The sequence below is a fragment of the Pseudomonas sp. WS 5503 genome, assembly GCF_012985385.1.
Lineage (GTDB): Bacteria > Pseudomonadota > Gammaproteobacteria > Pseudomonadales > Pseudomonadaceae > Aquipseudomonas > Aquipseudomonas paracarnis.
On record NZ_JAAQWI010000003.1, the window covers coordinates 227,016 to 241,950 of the forward strand.

The window sequence follows — 14,935 nt, forward strand, 5'->3', positions numbered from 1 at the left end:
GTTTTAGGCTACCGGAGTGTTCGAAGGAGGAAAGGATCCGGCTAGCACGGAGTTTCGGGAAGGTCTTGGTGAAAGAGATGCCTGAATTGACTTCGGCGATGCGCCGCTACGAGTCAGACGGGCACCCGACCAGCAGTCAATTATTTAGGAAGGTGCTAGGTAAGAGGCGGCAAGCCTACTGCGAGTCTGAGTTGCAGAAGGTTGGGTACTACCGTTGTTCGATTTAATCTGGGGTGCCATGTCGTTGGACATGGCACCGGTTCGGGACACTGTGATAGTGGATTGGAGGACGTCATTCCGGTGTTGACGCTGATCCACTTTTAACCTAGAGCGCCAACTTTAATTGACCCGCCTGAACACCCAACAATCCGGCCAGTAGTGACGCTTTTTGAGGTCTGAGGTGGATTAATTAAATTCCGGCAGGTGGATCAAAAATCGGATCGGCGTCAACAAGTGGCATTCACATGTGTGAGGTACAGCACGGTTAAGCTCGTTCGTGTTGTACCTCTTAATGCGATGAGTGAGGCTGGCACAGTGACAGTGTCTTACGCGCCTAACTCAGTTTTGTTGTACCAACTCTCGACATGCTGCGGCAGCAGAGCTGCCTTGGTCTCAGGTTATTTATCACTAATCAACGGTCGTAGTGCATATCAACTTGAATTCCGAGGAGCTTGCTTTCAGGCGAGTCGTCCTTCAACTCAAGAACAATGTTGTCTTGTATTAGCGACTTGTATTCTTCAGGGGTGAAGTCCTCGCTCATGCCGGATATCTGGTCCGGGTTCAACGTTGCAATGTATTGTAAGTCATTCCTACGTGTGGTTTCGCTTGCTATTCTAAATAGTTCGGCCCTTTGGCGGACATCCATGTTGGAATACAATCGACTATCATGAAAGATGAAATTGATCCTATGGTTTTCTTGAAGCGATAGTAGTGTCATATCGTAGCAAAAGATTCTTGCTTCATTGATTCCGTCTGAGCTGTCATTCTCAATGCGTACATCAAAGTTAAATCGGATTTTATTTTTTTTACCCTCGTTGTTGTGCAGTGTTATGCCCGCTGGAGAGTTTGGGTAGAAACGATTTGCATATTCTTTAAAAACTTCGAAGTTTCCTTCTCGCTCATCTTTTGTTTCTTCAAGATAATTGTTGGTTTTAATTATCTCTTCGCTCATTTGAAGCTCTAGATTAGCTTCTTTGTTGCTGAGCTCAATTGAGAGTGAGTTGTAGTCTTTGAGTTTTTGCAACTGAGTCGTTAGATCTGCAATCTGATTAACTATCGCTGTATATTGGTCGAGTGCACGCGTCTTTCCGAGAAGTTGAAGCTTTGAATCAAGATCAGTTTGTTTTGATTTTAGTGACTTCTCTTCTGATTCTAGATCTCCAAGTATTCTAATTTTTTCTTGGCTAAGTCTAGAAATACGATTTTCAAGAAGCTTTTTATGAAACTCTGAAACTTCATCCAAACGCTTTAAAGCTTCGGGTTTAAATTGCTGCAATAGCTCGTTGTAGAGGTTTTTAATCCTTTCTACGGATAGGTCAGGCTGCTCTTTTATACTGCCATCAATATTTACTATCGCGCTTCTTAATATAAAAATATTATTTTTTATTTTTTCGGCGCTTTCAGATAGAGAGTCAGCTTCTTGTTGAATGTCATAGTAGTCTTCAGCAACTATAAACTCGTCGCGATTTTTCTCAAGTTCGGATATTTTTCTTTCCAGATGACTAAGGTGTATGTCAGAGTCTTTGCCTCCGGAGTAAAATTCTCGGATAAGTGGATCGGTTTTAAAGTTTTTTCGTAGGGTTTGAAGAGCATTGATTTCATCGCGGATTTTGCTCTTCAACGCAATGAGATGAACGTCGATCCCCAGCAGTAGTGCGTTTCTAATTAAACTATCATATTCGGAGTAATCACCTGTTTCCCTAGGGTCGCTGTACTGCTTCAAGCCTCTGCGTATGAATTTAGGAACAAGAGAACGAAATGAAAGCCCTGGCACTCCTCTAGGGATAAAGAAGCAGTGTTGTTCAAGCCATTGATTGAGGCTGGCAAGCTTGATTTCCTGCTCGTCAAGTAATACAACAGCTTGGTTGGATGTGTTTCTTGAAATTTTATGAAGATTAGTTGAGGTCTCTATTTCAAGAGAAAAAATCCAGTTAGGTATTTTTTTCTCGAACTCCTTGTTTTTATTTGAACCTAAGCAAAAGTGTATGATTTCTGCTATCAGTGACTTTCCTACACCGTTATAAGTAACAGACTTTGAGTCCTTGGTCTTAGACCCAACAATTATAGTAATGCCTGTTCGATTGAAATTAACAGTTTTGAATGTTTGATGGTTCGCAGATAGTCGGATCAGGCGCATTTTCTAAGCGCTCCCAGCTTTGTTGGTTCGATAGCACCGATAGAAAATAATACGTCCACTGCCAATACCAAACTTTCAAATGAATGAGGGGATGGATATTTCTGTTCTGTTCTTGCTTGTTTGAAAGATTTCCATAGCGCATCAATGCTCATAGGCTCATCTAGGCTTTCCAGTACGAAAGAGCCTAATCCAATCAAGGACTCAGAAAACTTAACATGCTTGTCAGGCATTAGCATAAGTTGGTTCCTCGAATATGTCGCAAGCTTCGAAAAAAAATGACATAACTACAAGGGCCGCATCTTGAAGCTCTTTAGAGACCCTTGGATTGTTATTGGTAGATTTTGGTGTTATTTCGTTAAGTATATAAAACAAGCGGTGGTCAGATTCGGTGGCGTCATCTGAGTTCGGAAAAATAATTTGCTTGCTGTCTTCGTAAATTGCCTTAAGTTTGTCTCTTACTTCTTGACGGGTGAAGTTGCTATTTGCGCTGAAATAAATTTCTAAGGTTCCGGTGCGATAGTTTGCCGTTGTTAGTAAAGGGGCAGTGGCCTTTAATTCATTGAAAACTATTTTTTCTTTAAATAGTGGGCTGGTTAGTGTTTGGTCGAGAGACGGGGTAGTAGGATTTTCGGCAATGTATTTAACAACCTCATCCACAAGGGAAAGACTTAGTACTTTGATATCGGCTGGATTAGGGATGTATCCAATGACAGAATAGATTTTGTCATCTTCAAGATCAAGAAGCTTATCTTCTAGGTCTTTGGAAAGAAAGGGTTTGCATACACTGAGGCTGTGCAGTTGTCGAATGTCTTCTAGCTTTGCTAGTGTAGTAGGATATGTGCCTAGTTGTATGCGATATGCGTCGTTTATTACAAAGTAAAACTCTTTTACGCCGATAGGGTAAACCTTGCCGTTGCCCCACTTCAAAAGAAGTCCGTCGAAGTCTTCAATGATCTTGGAAATAGCTTTTACTTCTTCAAATACCTCAGGAGCATAAACCTGATAGTACCTTCCCATTTGTGGCTCGTGGCCGTCATTTTTCCAGTCGCCCTCACTTCCTTGAGGTTTGACTGTGGTGAAATCAGTGGAGTGGTAAGTCATGATACTAGTAAAGAAATTTTGAAAGGCCATTCCAGCTAAGGTGGCGACTTTAGATTTGAATATGACTCGTGCTAATGTTTTTTCTATTCTATCCATGACTACCTCCATGTTCTGACATTATATTTTATGTCCCGCGCGGGATATATAGCATATTCTTATGGTTTTCGCTATACCTTTGAATTTTCGCAGTTGTAATTTTATGAGGGTGTACATTTGATAGATATAAAATGCTGATAGTTGTTTGTTGGTTGAAATACTTGAGTTTGATCTTTCCGTCTCTAAGTTGTTTCGATATGCAAGTGGCTTTTATTTGGTAAAAAAACCGAGGCCAACGCAGCTTTGCTGCCGAAGCGTGTCGAGGGTTGGTGGTGCGGTCTACGACGCTTGGCGCCTTCGGTACACGCCGCGCATACCGCGTGACTTGTAAGCGTCTGGAGTGCGAGATGGTAGAGGGTGCTCAGAGGCTCTGTGGCGTGCCTGGGGAAGCGAAAGGGCTGCGCTGGGGCGGACTGTATTGCCGGCGCCTCAGCTTGTCTGAGGGAGGCTCTCAACCTGACAATTTAAATCAGGTTAAAACTATTCAGTTTTGGCTCGGGTGCCGAAAGTCCGTTGAACGCCTTTCAATCACACTCCGAAGCGCCTTGGTCCAGAAATGGTCCAGCGACCATAAAATCGTAGGCAATAAAAAACCCCAAGGACACATTGTTCCTTGGGGTTTCTCGGTATTTTGGTGCCCAGAGACGGAATCGAACCGCCGACACGGGGATTTTCAATCCCCTGCTCTACCGACTGAGCTATCTGGGCAACGGGGCGCATTAAACGGGTTTTTCAGGGGGTCGTCAAGCAAGTTTTCAAAAAATATTTAATTATTACCGTCGCTTACGTGCAGACCCTGGTTTTTGATCAATTATTGAGCAGGCGGCACGTAGCCGTCGGCCTTGGCGTATTCCTCGCCGGAAAAGAACTTGTCCATTTCGCCGGCCAGGTATTTACGGTCTTCGGCGTTCATCATGTTCAGGCGTTTTTCGTTGATCAGCAGGGTCTGGTGTTTCAACCAGTCGCCCCAGGCTTTGGCGGAGACGTGCTCGTAGATGTCCTGGCCCTTGGCACCTGGGTACGGAGGGCGCTCCAGGGCTGGCAGTTCTTCTTTGTACTTGCGGCACATGATGGTGCGGGTCATGACGAAACTCCTGCGTTCAATACGTCGGCCGCGCGCTTCAGCAGTTTTTTCACCGGGGCGGCAAGGCCCAGGCGCGGCGGGGTGGCGAGGTTATACCAGAGCCAGTCGGCCTCGGCCACGTGATGGGCGGTTTCCTCGACCTGGACCAGCCAGGGTTCGATGGCCAGCTGGAAGTGGCTGAAGGTGTGGACCAGCCCGGGCAGTTCCTGATGCTTGCCCAGCGCCAGCGCGTGCTGGTTGGCGAGGTGATCCAGGTCTTGCAGGTCGTCCAGCTCCGGCAAGCTCCACAAGCCGCCCCACAAGCCCGTAGACGGGCGACGGTAAAGCAGGATCGCGCCCTCGGCGTTGGCCAGCATGGGCATCAGCGTGCGCTTTTGCGGGATGGTCTTGCGCGGCTTCGGGATCGGGTAGCGTGTTTCCAGGCCCAGCATGTGGGCTTCGCAGCCTTTTTCCAGCGGGCACAGCAGGCAACTGGGTTTGCTGCGGGTGCACAGGGTGGCGCCCATGTCCATCATGGCCTGGGTGTAGGCGTTGACGCGCTCAAAGGGTGTGAAGCGCTCTGCGGTGGCCCACAGCTGTTTGGCGACCTTGGGCTCGCCCGGGTAACCCTCTTGCGCGGTAAAGCGCGCCAGCACGCGTTTGACGTTGCCGTCGAGGATCGGCGCGCGCAGGCCCATGCTCAGGCTGGCAATCGCGCCAGCGGTGGACAGGCCGATGCCCGGCAGCTCGGTGAGCTTTTCCACGTCGCGGGGGAATTCGCCGCCGTGTTCGGCCACCACGATCCTGGCGGTCTTCTGCAGGTTGCGCGCCCGTGTGTAGTAGCCCAGGCCCGTCCACAGGTGCAGCACTTCATCTTCCGGCGCGGCGGCCAGGGCTTCGACCGTCGGCAGGGACGCCATGAACCGGTCGAAGTAGTTGAGCACGGTGCTGACCTGGGTCTGTTGCAGCATGATCTCCGACACCCACACCCGGTAAGGGGTGATGTCCTGTTGCCAGGGCAGGTCGTGGCGGCCATGGCGGTCGTACCAGTCCAGCACCGCTTGTGAAAACTGCTCGTTTCTCATCGGTTGAACAGGCCTTTCAATGCGTCTTTGAGCTTGGGGTTAACCTTGTCGAGTTTCTCTTCCAGCTTCTCGTTGAGGCGGTTGCCGGCAGCCTTGAGGGCGACCTGGCCCAGGCCGTCCTTGTCCAGGCGGCAGGCCTTGGCGCCAAGCTCAAGCGGGCCTCGGCAGCGCAGTGGCACCTCAATGCCCTGGAAGTTGGCGCCGACCTGGCAGGCTGGGTCCGGCACGTCGCGCTTGTCGCCTTCGACGATGATGCCGACGCGGTAGTCCATGCCCAGCACGCGTAAATCCACATCACCGTTGCCGTTGAGCGTCAGGCCAGCAATGCGTACTTTCAGGTCGGGGTTGCTGGCCACGCCGTTACGGAACGTGAGGTTGCCGCGCAGTTCCTGGAAGGGCGTGTCCTTGCCGCCTGGTGTGGCGCTCAGGGTCTTGCGGTTGAGCAGGGCGATGCCGGTGCACAGTTGCTGCTCGATGTTGGCATTGAGCAGCACACCGTTGTTGATCACGATGCTGGTGGTGCCGTTGAGGCTGTCGATCAAGGCCTTCTGGCTATTGCCACGGCCGTTGAGGTTACTGTCGAGGGTGAGCTGGCCTTTGACCGGCGGGTTTTTCCCTTGGGCCTGCAGGATGCGCTCAACGGGTACCTGCTTGATGTGGCTTTGCAGGGCCAGCACTGGCGTGTCCTGGCGTACGTCGAGTGTGCCGTTGGCCTGGAACGTGCCGTTGTAGAGAACGCCGCTAAGGGTGTCGAGCTTGAGTTGCCCGTCAATGCCAGAGGCTTTGAGCACCGCGTTCTGAATGGGCAACTGGCTCAGGGTCAGTTCGCCAAAGGCCAGGTCTGCATTCACGTCCAGGCTGCGCAGGCGCGTCAGCGGTAGCAGTTTGTCGTTGCTCCAGGCACCTTTGGTCGGCGCCTCCGGCAATGGCGTGTTGCCGCCTGCGGCCATGGCGCCGGCTTCGCTGCTCTGTACTTCGGCCTGGCGTGCAGCGGTTGCACCTTTGGCCGCTTCGGATTTGGCCGGCAAGTAGTTGTCGGCATTGAAGGTATCGGCCTTGAGCTGTACCCGCAGTGACTGCTTGGCGAAGTCCTCGACAGCGACGCGGCCGCTGAAGGTGCTTGCATCGAGTTTCAGGTTCAGGTTTTCCAGGGCCACACTGGTGGGCGTGCCCTTGAGGCGGCTGACCAGCTCGACCTTGCTCAGGCTGCCCGGGGCCATCGCAGGCAATGGGTGGCCGACGCTCTCAAGAAACTTGGCCAAGTCAAACTGGGCGACCGACAGCGCGCCGCTGATCTGCGGGGTTTTGTCCAGGTCATTGGCCTTCAGTTCGCCCAAGGCGCGCAACTGGTTGGCCGCCAGTTTCAGGTTGGTCCACTCGGCGACGTTGGCGGCGAGGTCCACCAACAATTGGCCCTGGGTGGAGAAGCTCACCGTCTTGCCTTGCAACGGCTCGCCGGTGGCCTCGCCACTCAAGCGCATGTCTTCGAACTGATAACGCTTGAGCGCGCGCTGGATGCGCAAGTTGCCGTTCAGTTCGGTCTTGACCCGCATCAGCGGTTGGTTGCTGCCCAGGAATGCCGTGAGTTTCAGCGGGATGCTGGCGCCTTCGTGGATGGCACCGGCACTCAGCTGGATGCTTTCGGCACTCAATTGCTTGCCGGTCTGTTCATCGGTGTATTCGACGCGGGCGTTGTTGATGGTCAGGCTGTCGATGTCCAGGCGGATCGGCTGCGGTGGCTTTTCCGGCTTGGTTTCAGCCACGGGTTCGACCGGCGCGGGAGCGGGGGTACCTGTGGTTTCGTCGGGCAGGTTCTTGCCGATGTCTTCCCAGTTGCCGTGGCCTTGCTTATCGCGGTTCAGGCGTAGGTTCAGGCCCTCGACACGCACATCGCTCATCTGCACTTCGCGGCGCAGCAGCGGCAGTACGCGCACCGACAGGCCGAGCATCTGCAAGTCGGCAAACGGTTGAGTCGGTGCGGTCAGGGTTGCGACGCTGGCTTCATGAAGCTCCAGGCCCAGCCAGGGGAACAGGCTCCAGCCGATATCGCCATTGAGCGTCAGCTCGATGTGGGCCTTGTCGCGGGCTATCTGGCGAATTTCTTCTTTGTAGTCGTTGGGATCGAAAAGGTGGGTCAGGGCAAAGCCGAGCGCCACAATGATCAGCAACAGCCCGAGAAGTACCAGACCCAGGATTTTGCCGAACGCTTTCATGGGCGAGTCCTTGTATGTCGATTTCAAAATTTAGCCGCAGAGTATAACGCCCGAAGGCCGGCGTCAGTTCACGGATCGTTACATTGTATCCACCGGTGCGGAAATGGGATTTTGACGTCAAGAAAATACAGATAATCGAAAAAAGGTAGTGGCAGTTTGATTTTTCCGTCATCCACTGGTGCTAATCTCTGCACGTTCGTCCGCCTTCTGCGACTTAACGTCGCGCCTAAAAGGGAGCTTCACTCAACAAAACGGCCACGCTTTGCGTGCAAGGCCGAGGGAGAGAGCGCCTGACGGACGCATACCAATAACTGGGGGAAACACCAATGAGCACTAGCACTGTGGCCGGCAATGCCGCCGCACAGCCTGCGTTCCTGTCCAAGGAGCGCATCATCGCCAAGCCGGGCTTCAACCGCTGGCTGGTTCCACCGGCCGCACTGGCCATCCACTTGTGCATCGGCATGGCCTACGGCTTCTCGGTGTTCTGGCTGCCCTTGTCCAAGGCGCTGGGTATCACCGCGCCGGTGGCCTGCGCGCCGGACATGAGCTTTATCGCCCAAGTCTTTTCGTCCCAATGCGACTGGCCCATCTCCATGCTGGGCTGGATCTACACCCTGTTCTTCATCTTCCTGGGCTGCTCCGCAGCGATCTGGGGCGGTTGGCTGGAACACGCCGGGCCGCGTAAGGCTGGTGTTGTCTCGGCGCTGTGCTGGTGTGGTGGCCTGCTGATCTCGGCCTTGGGTATCTATACCCACCAGATCTGGCTGATGTGGATCGGCTCCGGGGTCATTGGCGGTATTGGCCTGGGCCTGGGCTATATCTCTCCCGTCTCGACCTTGATCAAGTGGTTCCCGGACAAGCGCGGCATGGCGACCGGCATGGCGATCATGGGCTTTGGCGGCGGCGCGATGGTGGGTGCACCTTTGGCCGCGGCGCTGATGGGCCATTTCTCTTCACCGACCAGCGTCGGTGTATGGCAGAGCTTTGTAGTCATGGCGGCGATTTACTTCGTGTTCATGATCGGTGGTGCACTGCTGTATCGCGTGCCGCCAACCGGCTGGAAGCCTGAGGGTTGGACTGCTCCGGCGAAAAAAGCCAGCAATGCGATGATCACTCACCGCCATGTGCATGTGAATGTCGCGTGGAAAACCCCGCAGTTCCGCCTGGTATGGCTGGTGCTGTGCCTGAACGTGTCGGCCGGTATCGGCATCCTGGGCATGGCTTCGCCACTGCTGCAGGAAGTGTTCGGCGGCAAGTTGCTGGGTGTTGATGTGCCATTTGGTCAATTGGATGCGGGCCAGTTGGCCTCCATTGCAGCCATTGCCGCTGGTTTTACCGGCCTGTTGAGCCTGTTCAACATCGGTGGCCGGTTCTTCTGGGCGTCGTTCTCCGACTACCTGGGGCGTAAAAACACCTATTTTGTGTTCTTCGCCCTGGGCTTTGCCCTGTACGCGCTGATCCCGAACCTGGGGCACCTGGGTAACGTGGCGCTGTTCGTGGCCGCGTTCTGCATCATTCTGTCGATGTACGGCGGTGGTTTTGCCACGGTTCCGGCCTACCTGGCGGACTTGTTCGGCACTCAGATGGTTGGCGCGATTCACGGTCGCCTGTTGACCGCCTGGGCCGCTGCGGGCGTATTGGGCCCGGTGCTGGTGAACTACCTGCGTGAATACCAGTTGAGCATCGGCGTTGAACGCGCCGCGGCCTACGACATCACCTTGTACATCCTCGCCGGCCTGCTGGTGCTGGGCTTCATCTGCAACCTGCTGGTGCGCCCGGTGGCCGACAAGTACTTCATGACTGATGCAGAACTTGCCGCCGAACAGGCGCTGGGCCATGACAAAGGTGCCGATGCCACCACCGTGCTGGAGTGGAAGGCCTCCGCCGCCAGCAAGCCGCTGGCGATTGCTGCGTGGCTGGTAGTGGGTATTCCGCTGGCGTGGGGTGTGTGGGTGACCCTGCAGAAGACGGCGGTACTGTTCCACTGACACCGCAATAAGGGTGGGCCCGGCTCCTGTGGGGCCGGGCTTGTGTGGGAGCTGGCTTGCCTGCGATAGCATCACTGCGGTGTAACTGATACCCCGAGGTGTCTGCATCGCAGGCAAGCCAGCTCCCACATAAGCCCATGCTCACATGTATGCACATGTCTATCCCCGACATTCCTCGCTCCAACTCGTCAGTCTTATCCCCTTCGTTGTTTCTGTTTAGCGCCTGCGCCCCTATAATGGCTGCCTTTTTCGCCCAATGATTTTGCGGAGCTGGTGATGGCCGAACGTAAGGCATCTGTCGAGCGCGACACTCTGGAAACCCAGATCAAAGCCTCGATCAACCTGGATGGCACCGGAAAGGCCCGATTTGATATCGGTGTACCTTTTCTTGAGCACATGCTGGACCAGATCGCCCGTCACGGGCTGATCGACCTGGATATCGTCGGCAAAGGCGACCTGCATATCGACGACCACCACATGGTGGAAGACGTGGGCATCACCCTCGGCCAGGCGTTTGCCAAGGCCATCGGCGACAAAAAAGGCATCCGTCGCTACGGCCATGCTTATGTCCCGTTGGATGAAGCGCTGTCCCGTGTGGTCATCGACTTCTCCGGTCGCCCGGGTTTGCAGATGCACGTGCCGTACACCCGCGCTAACGTGGGCCGTGGCTTTGACGTCGACCTGTTCCAGGAATTCTTCCAGGGCTTTGTCAACCACGCACTGGTCAGCCTGCACATCGACAACCTGCGCGGCACCAACACTCACCACCAGATCGAAACCGTGTTCAAGGCTTTCGGCCGCGCACTGCGCATGGCCGTGGAAGTCGATGAGCGCATGGGCGGGCAAATGCCGTCGACCAAGGGCGTTCTGTAATGCAGACGGTCGCGGTTATCGACTACGGCATGGGCAACCTGCACTCGGTGGCCAAGGCCCTCGAGCATGTAGGTGCCGGCAAGGTGCTGATCACCAGCGATGCCAACGTGATTCGCGAAGCCGACCGCGTGGTGTTCCCCGGCGTTGGCGCGATTCGCGATTGCATGGCCGAGATCCGCCGCCTGGGCTTTGACAGCCTGGTGCGCGAAGTCAGCCAGGACCGCCCCTTCCTCGGTATCTGCGTGGGCATGCAAGCCTTGCTCGACAGCAGTGAAGAGAACGGCGGTGTGGACTGCATCGGGGTGTTTCCGGGCCAGGTGAAGTTCTTCGGCAAAGACCTGCATGAAGATGGCGAGCACCTCAAAGTCCCGCACATGGGCTGGAACGAAGTGCGCCGCACCGTCGATCACCCGCTGTGGCACGACATCCCGGACATGGCGCGTTTCTACTTCGTGCACAGCTACTACATCGCCGCCGGTAACCCGCGCCAGGTGGTGGGTGGCGGGCATTACGGCGTCGATTTTGCCGCCGCACTGGCCGATGGTTCGCGCTTTGCCGTGCAGTTTCACCCGGAGAAAAGCCATACCCATGGCCTGCAATTGCTGCAGAACTTCGCCGCGTGGGATGGTCGCTGGTAAATGGCCAGGAAGCCGAAGCCGCCGATCTTGAACCTCGCGCCCGAGCAGGAGCGTGAGGCTACCGACAAGATCAAGCGGTTCATGGAAGACCGCTTCGAGCTCAAGCTGGGCTCGTTCGAGGTCGCCGAAATTCTTGAGTTGTTCACCACCGAAGTGGCGCCGCATTATTACAACAGGGCGATTTTCGACACGCAGACGCTCCTTAAAGAAAGGTTCGAAAGCATCGAAAGCGACTTGTGGTCGCTTGAGAAACCCTGATTTCCCAAGCATTGCTGAATATCGAATAAGGTTTGCCAGATGCTGATTATCCCCGCTATCGATCTCAAGGACGGCGCTTGTGTCCGCCTGCGCCAAGGCCGCATGGAAGATTCCACCGTGTTCTCCGATGACCCGGTGAGCATGGCTGCCAAATGGGTAGAAGGGGGCTGCCGTCGTCTGCATCTGGTGGACCTGAACGGTGCCTTCGAAGGCCAGCCGGTCAATGGCGAGGTGGTCACCGCCATTGCCAAGCGCTACCCGAACCTGCCGATCCAGATCGGCGGCGGTATCCGCTCCCTGGAAACCATCGAACACTACGTGAAAGCGGGCGTGAGCTACGTGATCATCGGCACCAAGGCCGTGAAAGACCCAGCCTTCGTCGCCGAAGCCTGCCGCGCGTTCCCTGGCAAGGTGATCGTCGGCCTGGATGCCAAGGACGGCTTCGTCGCCACCGACGGCTGGGCTGAAATCAGCACCGTGCAAGTGATCGACCTGGCCAAGCAGTTCGAAGCCGACGGCGTGTCCGCCATCGTTTATACCGACATCGCCAAAGACGGCATGATGCAGGGCTGCAACGTACCTTTCACCGCAGCCCTGGCAGCGGCCACCAAGATTCCGGTGATCGCTTCCGGCGGCATCCACAACCTGGGCGACATCAAGTCGCTGCTGGACGCCAAGGCGCCTGGGATCATCGGCGCCATCACCGGCCGTGCGATCTATGAAGGCACCCTGGACGTCGCCGAAGCCCAGGCTTACTGCGATGCCTACAACGGCTGAGGACTGACCATGGCTCTGGCCAAACGCATCATCCCTTGCCTGGACGTCGACAACGGTCGCGTGGTCAAGGGCGTCAAGTTCGAGAACATTCGTGACGCCGGCGACCCGGTGGAAATTGCCCGTCGCTACGATGAGCAAGGTGCCGACGAGATTACCTTTCTCGACATCACTGCCAGCGTCGATGGCCGCGATACCACGCTGCATACCGTCGAGCGCATGGCCAGCCAGGTGTTTATCCCGCTGACCGTGGGTGGCGGAGTGCGCACCGTGCAAGACATCCGCAATCTGCTCAATGCCGGTGCGGACAAGGTCTCGATCAACACCGCCGCGGTGTTCAACCCTGAGTTTGTCGGCGAAGCCGCGCAACACTTCGGCTCGCAATGCATCGTGGTGGCTATCGACGCCAAGAAGGTCTCCGGCCCGGGTGAAACCCCGCGCTGGGAGATCTTCACCCACGGCGGGCGCAAGCCTACCGGGCTGGACGCGGTGGAGTGGGCGATGAAGATGGAAGGCCTGGGCGCCGGTGAAATCCTGCTGACCAGCATGGACCAGGACGGCATGAAAAACGGCTTCGACCTGGGCGTCACCCGCGCCATCAGCGATGCACTGGGCATCCCGGTGATCGCGTCGGGCGGCGTCGGCAACCTGCAACACCTGGCCGATGGCGTGCTTGAAGGCCACGCCAGCGCGGTGCTGGCAGCGAGTATTTTCCACTTTGGCGAATACACCGTGCCCGAGGCCAAGGCCTACATGGCAGCGCGCGGTATCGTCGTGCGCTAAACGCTGCTGGACACCATGGCAGGCTCGCGGCACTCTCTGCGCTTGCCATGGATTCCGGTAGCCTTCATGTTCAAACACCTGCTGCTCGCCCTCGCCAGTTCCTCCATGTTCATGGTGGCTACGGCGCACGCCGAACAACCGTCTGACGCCTCCCTGGTGTTGCTGACGGAAAATTTCCCGCCCTACAACATGGCGAAAAACGGCAAGAACTTCGCCAAGGACGAGAACATCGAAGGCATTGCCGTGGACATCGTGCGCGAAACCTTCAAGCGCGCTGGCATTTCCTACAACCTCACTCTGCGTTTTCCTTGGGAGCGAATCTACAAGCTCGCCCTGGAACAGCCAGGTTACGGCGTGTTTGTAATGGCGCGGTTGCCAGATCGTGAAGCCTTGTTCAAATGGGTCGGCCCTATCGGCCCGGACGATTGGGTGTTGCTGGCCAAGGCAGACAGCAAGATCGAGTTGGAAAATCTGGAGCAAGCGCGCCGCTACAAGATTGGCGCCTACAAAGGCGATGCCATTGCCGAAAGCCTGGACAAGCAGGGGCTCAAGCCGATAGTCGCCCTGCGTGACCAGGATAATGCGCAAAAGCTTATGGAAGGCCAGATCGATCTTTGGGCCACTGGCGACCCTGCTGGGCGTTACCTGGCGCGGCAGGTGGGAGTGAACGGGCTCAAGACGGTATTGCGCTTCAACAGTGCGCAGCTTTACCTGGCGTTGAACAAGGACGTGCCGGATGAGGTGGTGGCCAGGCTCCAGGCCGCATTGGATGAGTTACGCAACAGCGGCCGTATAGACGAAATCATGGCGCAATATCTGTAAGTGAGCTGTTGTGGCGAGGGAGCTTGCTCCCGCTGGGCTGCGTAGCGGCCCTAAAATCGTGGGAGCGCTTCGCACTCCAGCGGGAGCAAGCTCCCTCGCCACAGTGACTGTCAGCGATAGATGCCGTTCTTGCCGTGGGCACTCATCGCCCGATTACTGCGCACGCTGATCATCAACTTGATATCGATCCACTCCACGCCCTGCGCCTTGAGCTTGGGCAACTCGCGCTCCAGCACCGCCAGCGTCTGTGGGTAAGGATGCCCGATCATGACTGCCGAACCCTGTTTATGCGCCAGTTTGATCGCGGTCTGCAGTTGCGTGGTAATCGCCGCCTCGGTGCGTTCGTCATCGAGAAATACATCCCGCGACACATGGGCCAAACCGATCTTCTGCGCCTCGGCGGCGGCGACGGTTTGCGCGCTGGTGCGGCTGTCGACGAAGAACTTGTGACGCCGTTGCAACTCACCCATCAGCCAGGCCATCGCTACCGGTTGTGCGGTCATGCGGCTGCCCATGTGGTTGTTGATGCCGGCGGTGTAGGGCACGGCTTCAAATGCCGCGTCCAGGCGCTTGCCCAGTTCTTCGATGGACAGCTCCGGGTGCCAGGCGAATGGGCCGGTGGCCGGGTCCATGGGCATGTGCAGGATCACGATCTTGCCAGCCTTGTGGGCCTCACGGGCAAATTCGGCGGCGTGGGGAGTGTCCGGCATGATGGCGGCGGTCACCGGGCCGGGTAGCGCAAGCACGCGACGATCCCGAGGCAGGTTTTGCCCCAGGTCGTCGATGATAAGCGTCAGGTAGGCTTTGTGCGGTTCGCTGGCAGTGGCCGCTTGAGCGACCCCTGCCAGGCTGCACAGCACAGCGAAGATCAGGGCAAGACGCATG

General features: G+C 55.9%; 14 protein-coding genes and 1 tRNA gene. 7 read left to right on the forward strand and 8 right to left on the reverse strand.

What is annotated here, in order from left to right:
• Positions 1-631: 631 nt before the first annotated feature.
• The 7 genes from HBO10_RS10155 to HBO10_RS10185 all read right to left on the reverse strand — a co-directional run bounded on the left by HBO10_RS10155 (position 632) and on the right by HBO10_RS10185 (position 7,914).
• A complete protein-coding gene (locus HBO10_RS10155) occupies positions 632-2,356 on the reverse strand; it encodes a DUF2326 domain-containing protein (protein ID WP_169921987.1) in 1,725 nt (574 codons plus the stop codon).
• Positions 2,347-2,592 carry an ABC-three component system middle component 6 gene (locus HBO10_RS10160; protein WP_169921988.1) on the reverse strand — a complete coding sequence of 82 codons (246 nt, stop codon included), beginning with the start codon at positions 2,590-2,592 and terminating at the stop codon, positions 2,347-2,349. The genes HBO10_RS10155 and HBO10_RS10160 overlap by 10 nt, the downstream gene beginning before the upstream one ends.
• A complete protein-coding gene (locus tag HBO10_RS10165; RefSeq protein ID WP_169921989.1) occupies positions 2,579-3,553 on the reverse strand; it encodes an ABC-three component system protein in 975 nt (324 codons plus the stop codon). Before HBO10_RS10165 ends, HBO10_RS10160 begins: the two co-directional genes overlap by 14 nt.
• A 632-nt stretch (positions 3,554-4,185) precedes the next feature.
• Positions 4,186-4,261: transfer RNA gene (locus HBO10_RS10170), tRNA-Phe, on the reverse strand.
• A gap of 103 nt (positions 4,262-4,364) precedes the next feature.
• The gene (locus tag HBO10_RS10175; RefSeq protein WP_034125530.1) at positions 4,365-4,637 is read right to left on the reverse strand and encodes an oxidative damage protection protein; all 273 of its coding nucleotides are present in this window, start codon (positions 4,635-4,637) and stop codon (positions 4,365-4,367) included.
• Entirely contained in the window at positions 4,634-5,701 is a 1,068-nt protein-coding gene (gene mutY, locus HBO10_RS10180) for an A/G-specific adenine glycosylase (RefSeq protein ID WP_034125531.1), read from the reverse strand. The genes HBO10_RS10175 and mutY overlap by 4 nt, the downstream gene beginning before the upstream one ends.
• On the reverse strand, positions 5,698-7,914 hold the full coding sequence (locus tag HBO10_RS10185; protein WP_034125532.1) for an AsmA family protein: 2,217 nt from the start codon (positions 7,912-7,914) through the stop codon (positions 5,698-5,700). The genes mutY and HBO10_RS10185 overlap by 4 nt, the downstream gene beginning before the upstream one ends.
• Positions 7,915-8,240: 326 nt before the next feature.
• On the opposite strand from HBO10_RS10185, the gene HBO10_RS10190 reads away from it, so the two are divergent.
• From HBO10_RS10190 to HBO10_RS10220, 7 genes are all read left to right on the forward strand, one after another.
• Positions 8,241-9,902, forward strand: coding sequence for an OFA family MFS transporter (locus HBO10_RS10190; protein ID WP_019819976.1), 1,662 nt, complete (start codon positions 8,241-8,243; stop codon positions 9,900-9,902).
• A gap of 276 nt (positions 9,903-10,178) precedes the next feature.
• Entirely contained in the window at positions 10,179-10,775 is a 597-nt protein-coding gene (gene hisB, locus HBO10_RS10195) for an imidazoleglycerol-phosphate dehydratase HisB (protein ID WP_003187781.1), read from the forward strand.
• Positions 10,775-11,413 carry an imidazole glycerol phosphate synthase subunit HisH gene (hisH, locus tag HBO10_RS10200; RefSeq protein WP_034125534.1) on the forward strand — a complete coding sequence of 213 codons (639 nt, stop codon included), beginning with the start codon at positions 10,775-10,777 and terminating at the stop codon, positions 11,411-11,413. The genes hisB and hisH overlap by 1 nt, the downstream gene beginning before the upstream one ends.
• The gene (locus HBO10_RS10205) at positions 11,414-11,671 is read left to right on the forward strand and encodes a DUF2164 domain-containing protein (RefSeq protein WP_032894032.1); all 258 of its coding nucleotides are present in this window, start codon (positions 11,414-11,416) and stop codon (positions 11,669-11,671) included.
• Between the two features lie 39 nt (positions 11,672-11,710).
• Entirely contained in the window at positions 11,711-12,448 is a 738-nt protein-coding gene (gene hisA / locus HBO10_RS10210) for a 1-(5-phosphoribosyl)-5-[(5-phosphoribosylamino)methylideneamino]imidazole-4-carboxamide isomerase (RefSeq protein WP_003187784.1), read from the forward strand.
• 9 nt (positions 12,449-12,457) lie between these two features.
• Positions 12,458-13,228 carry an imidazole glycerol phosphate synthase subunit HisF gene (gene hisF / locus HBO10_RS10215; protein ID WP_003187786.1) on the forward strand — a complete coding sequence of 257 codons (771 nt, stop codon included), beginning with the start codon at positions 12,458-12,460 and terminating at the stop codon, positions 13,226-13,228.
• Positions 13,229-13,294: 66 nt separating this feature from the next.
• Complete coding sequence (locus tag HBO10_RS10220) at positions 13,295-14,050, forward strand: ABC transporter substrate-binding protein (protein WP_034125535.1); 756 nt, start codon at positions 13,295-13,297, stop codon at positions 14,048-14,050.
• Between the two features lie 110 nt (positions 14,051-14,160).
• On the opposite strand, the gene HBO10_RS10225 is transcribed toward HBO10_RS10220, so the two are convergent.
• Positions 14,161-14,934: a divergent polysaccharide deacetylase family protein gene (locus tag HBO10_RS10225; RefSeq protein WP_034125536.1), complete on the reverse strand. Its 774-nt coding sequence runs from the start codon at positions 14,932-14,934 to the stop codon at positions 14,161-14,163.
• Between the last annotated feature and the right edge of the window lies 1 nt (position 14,935).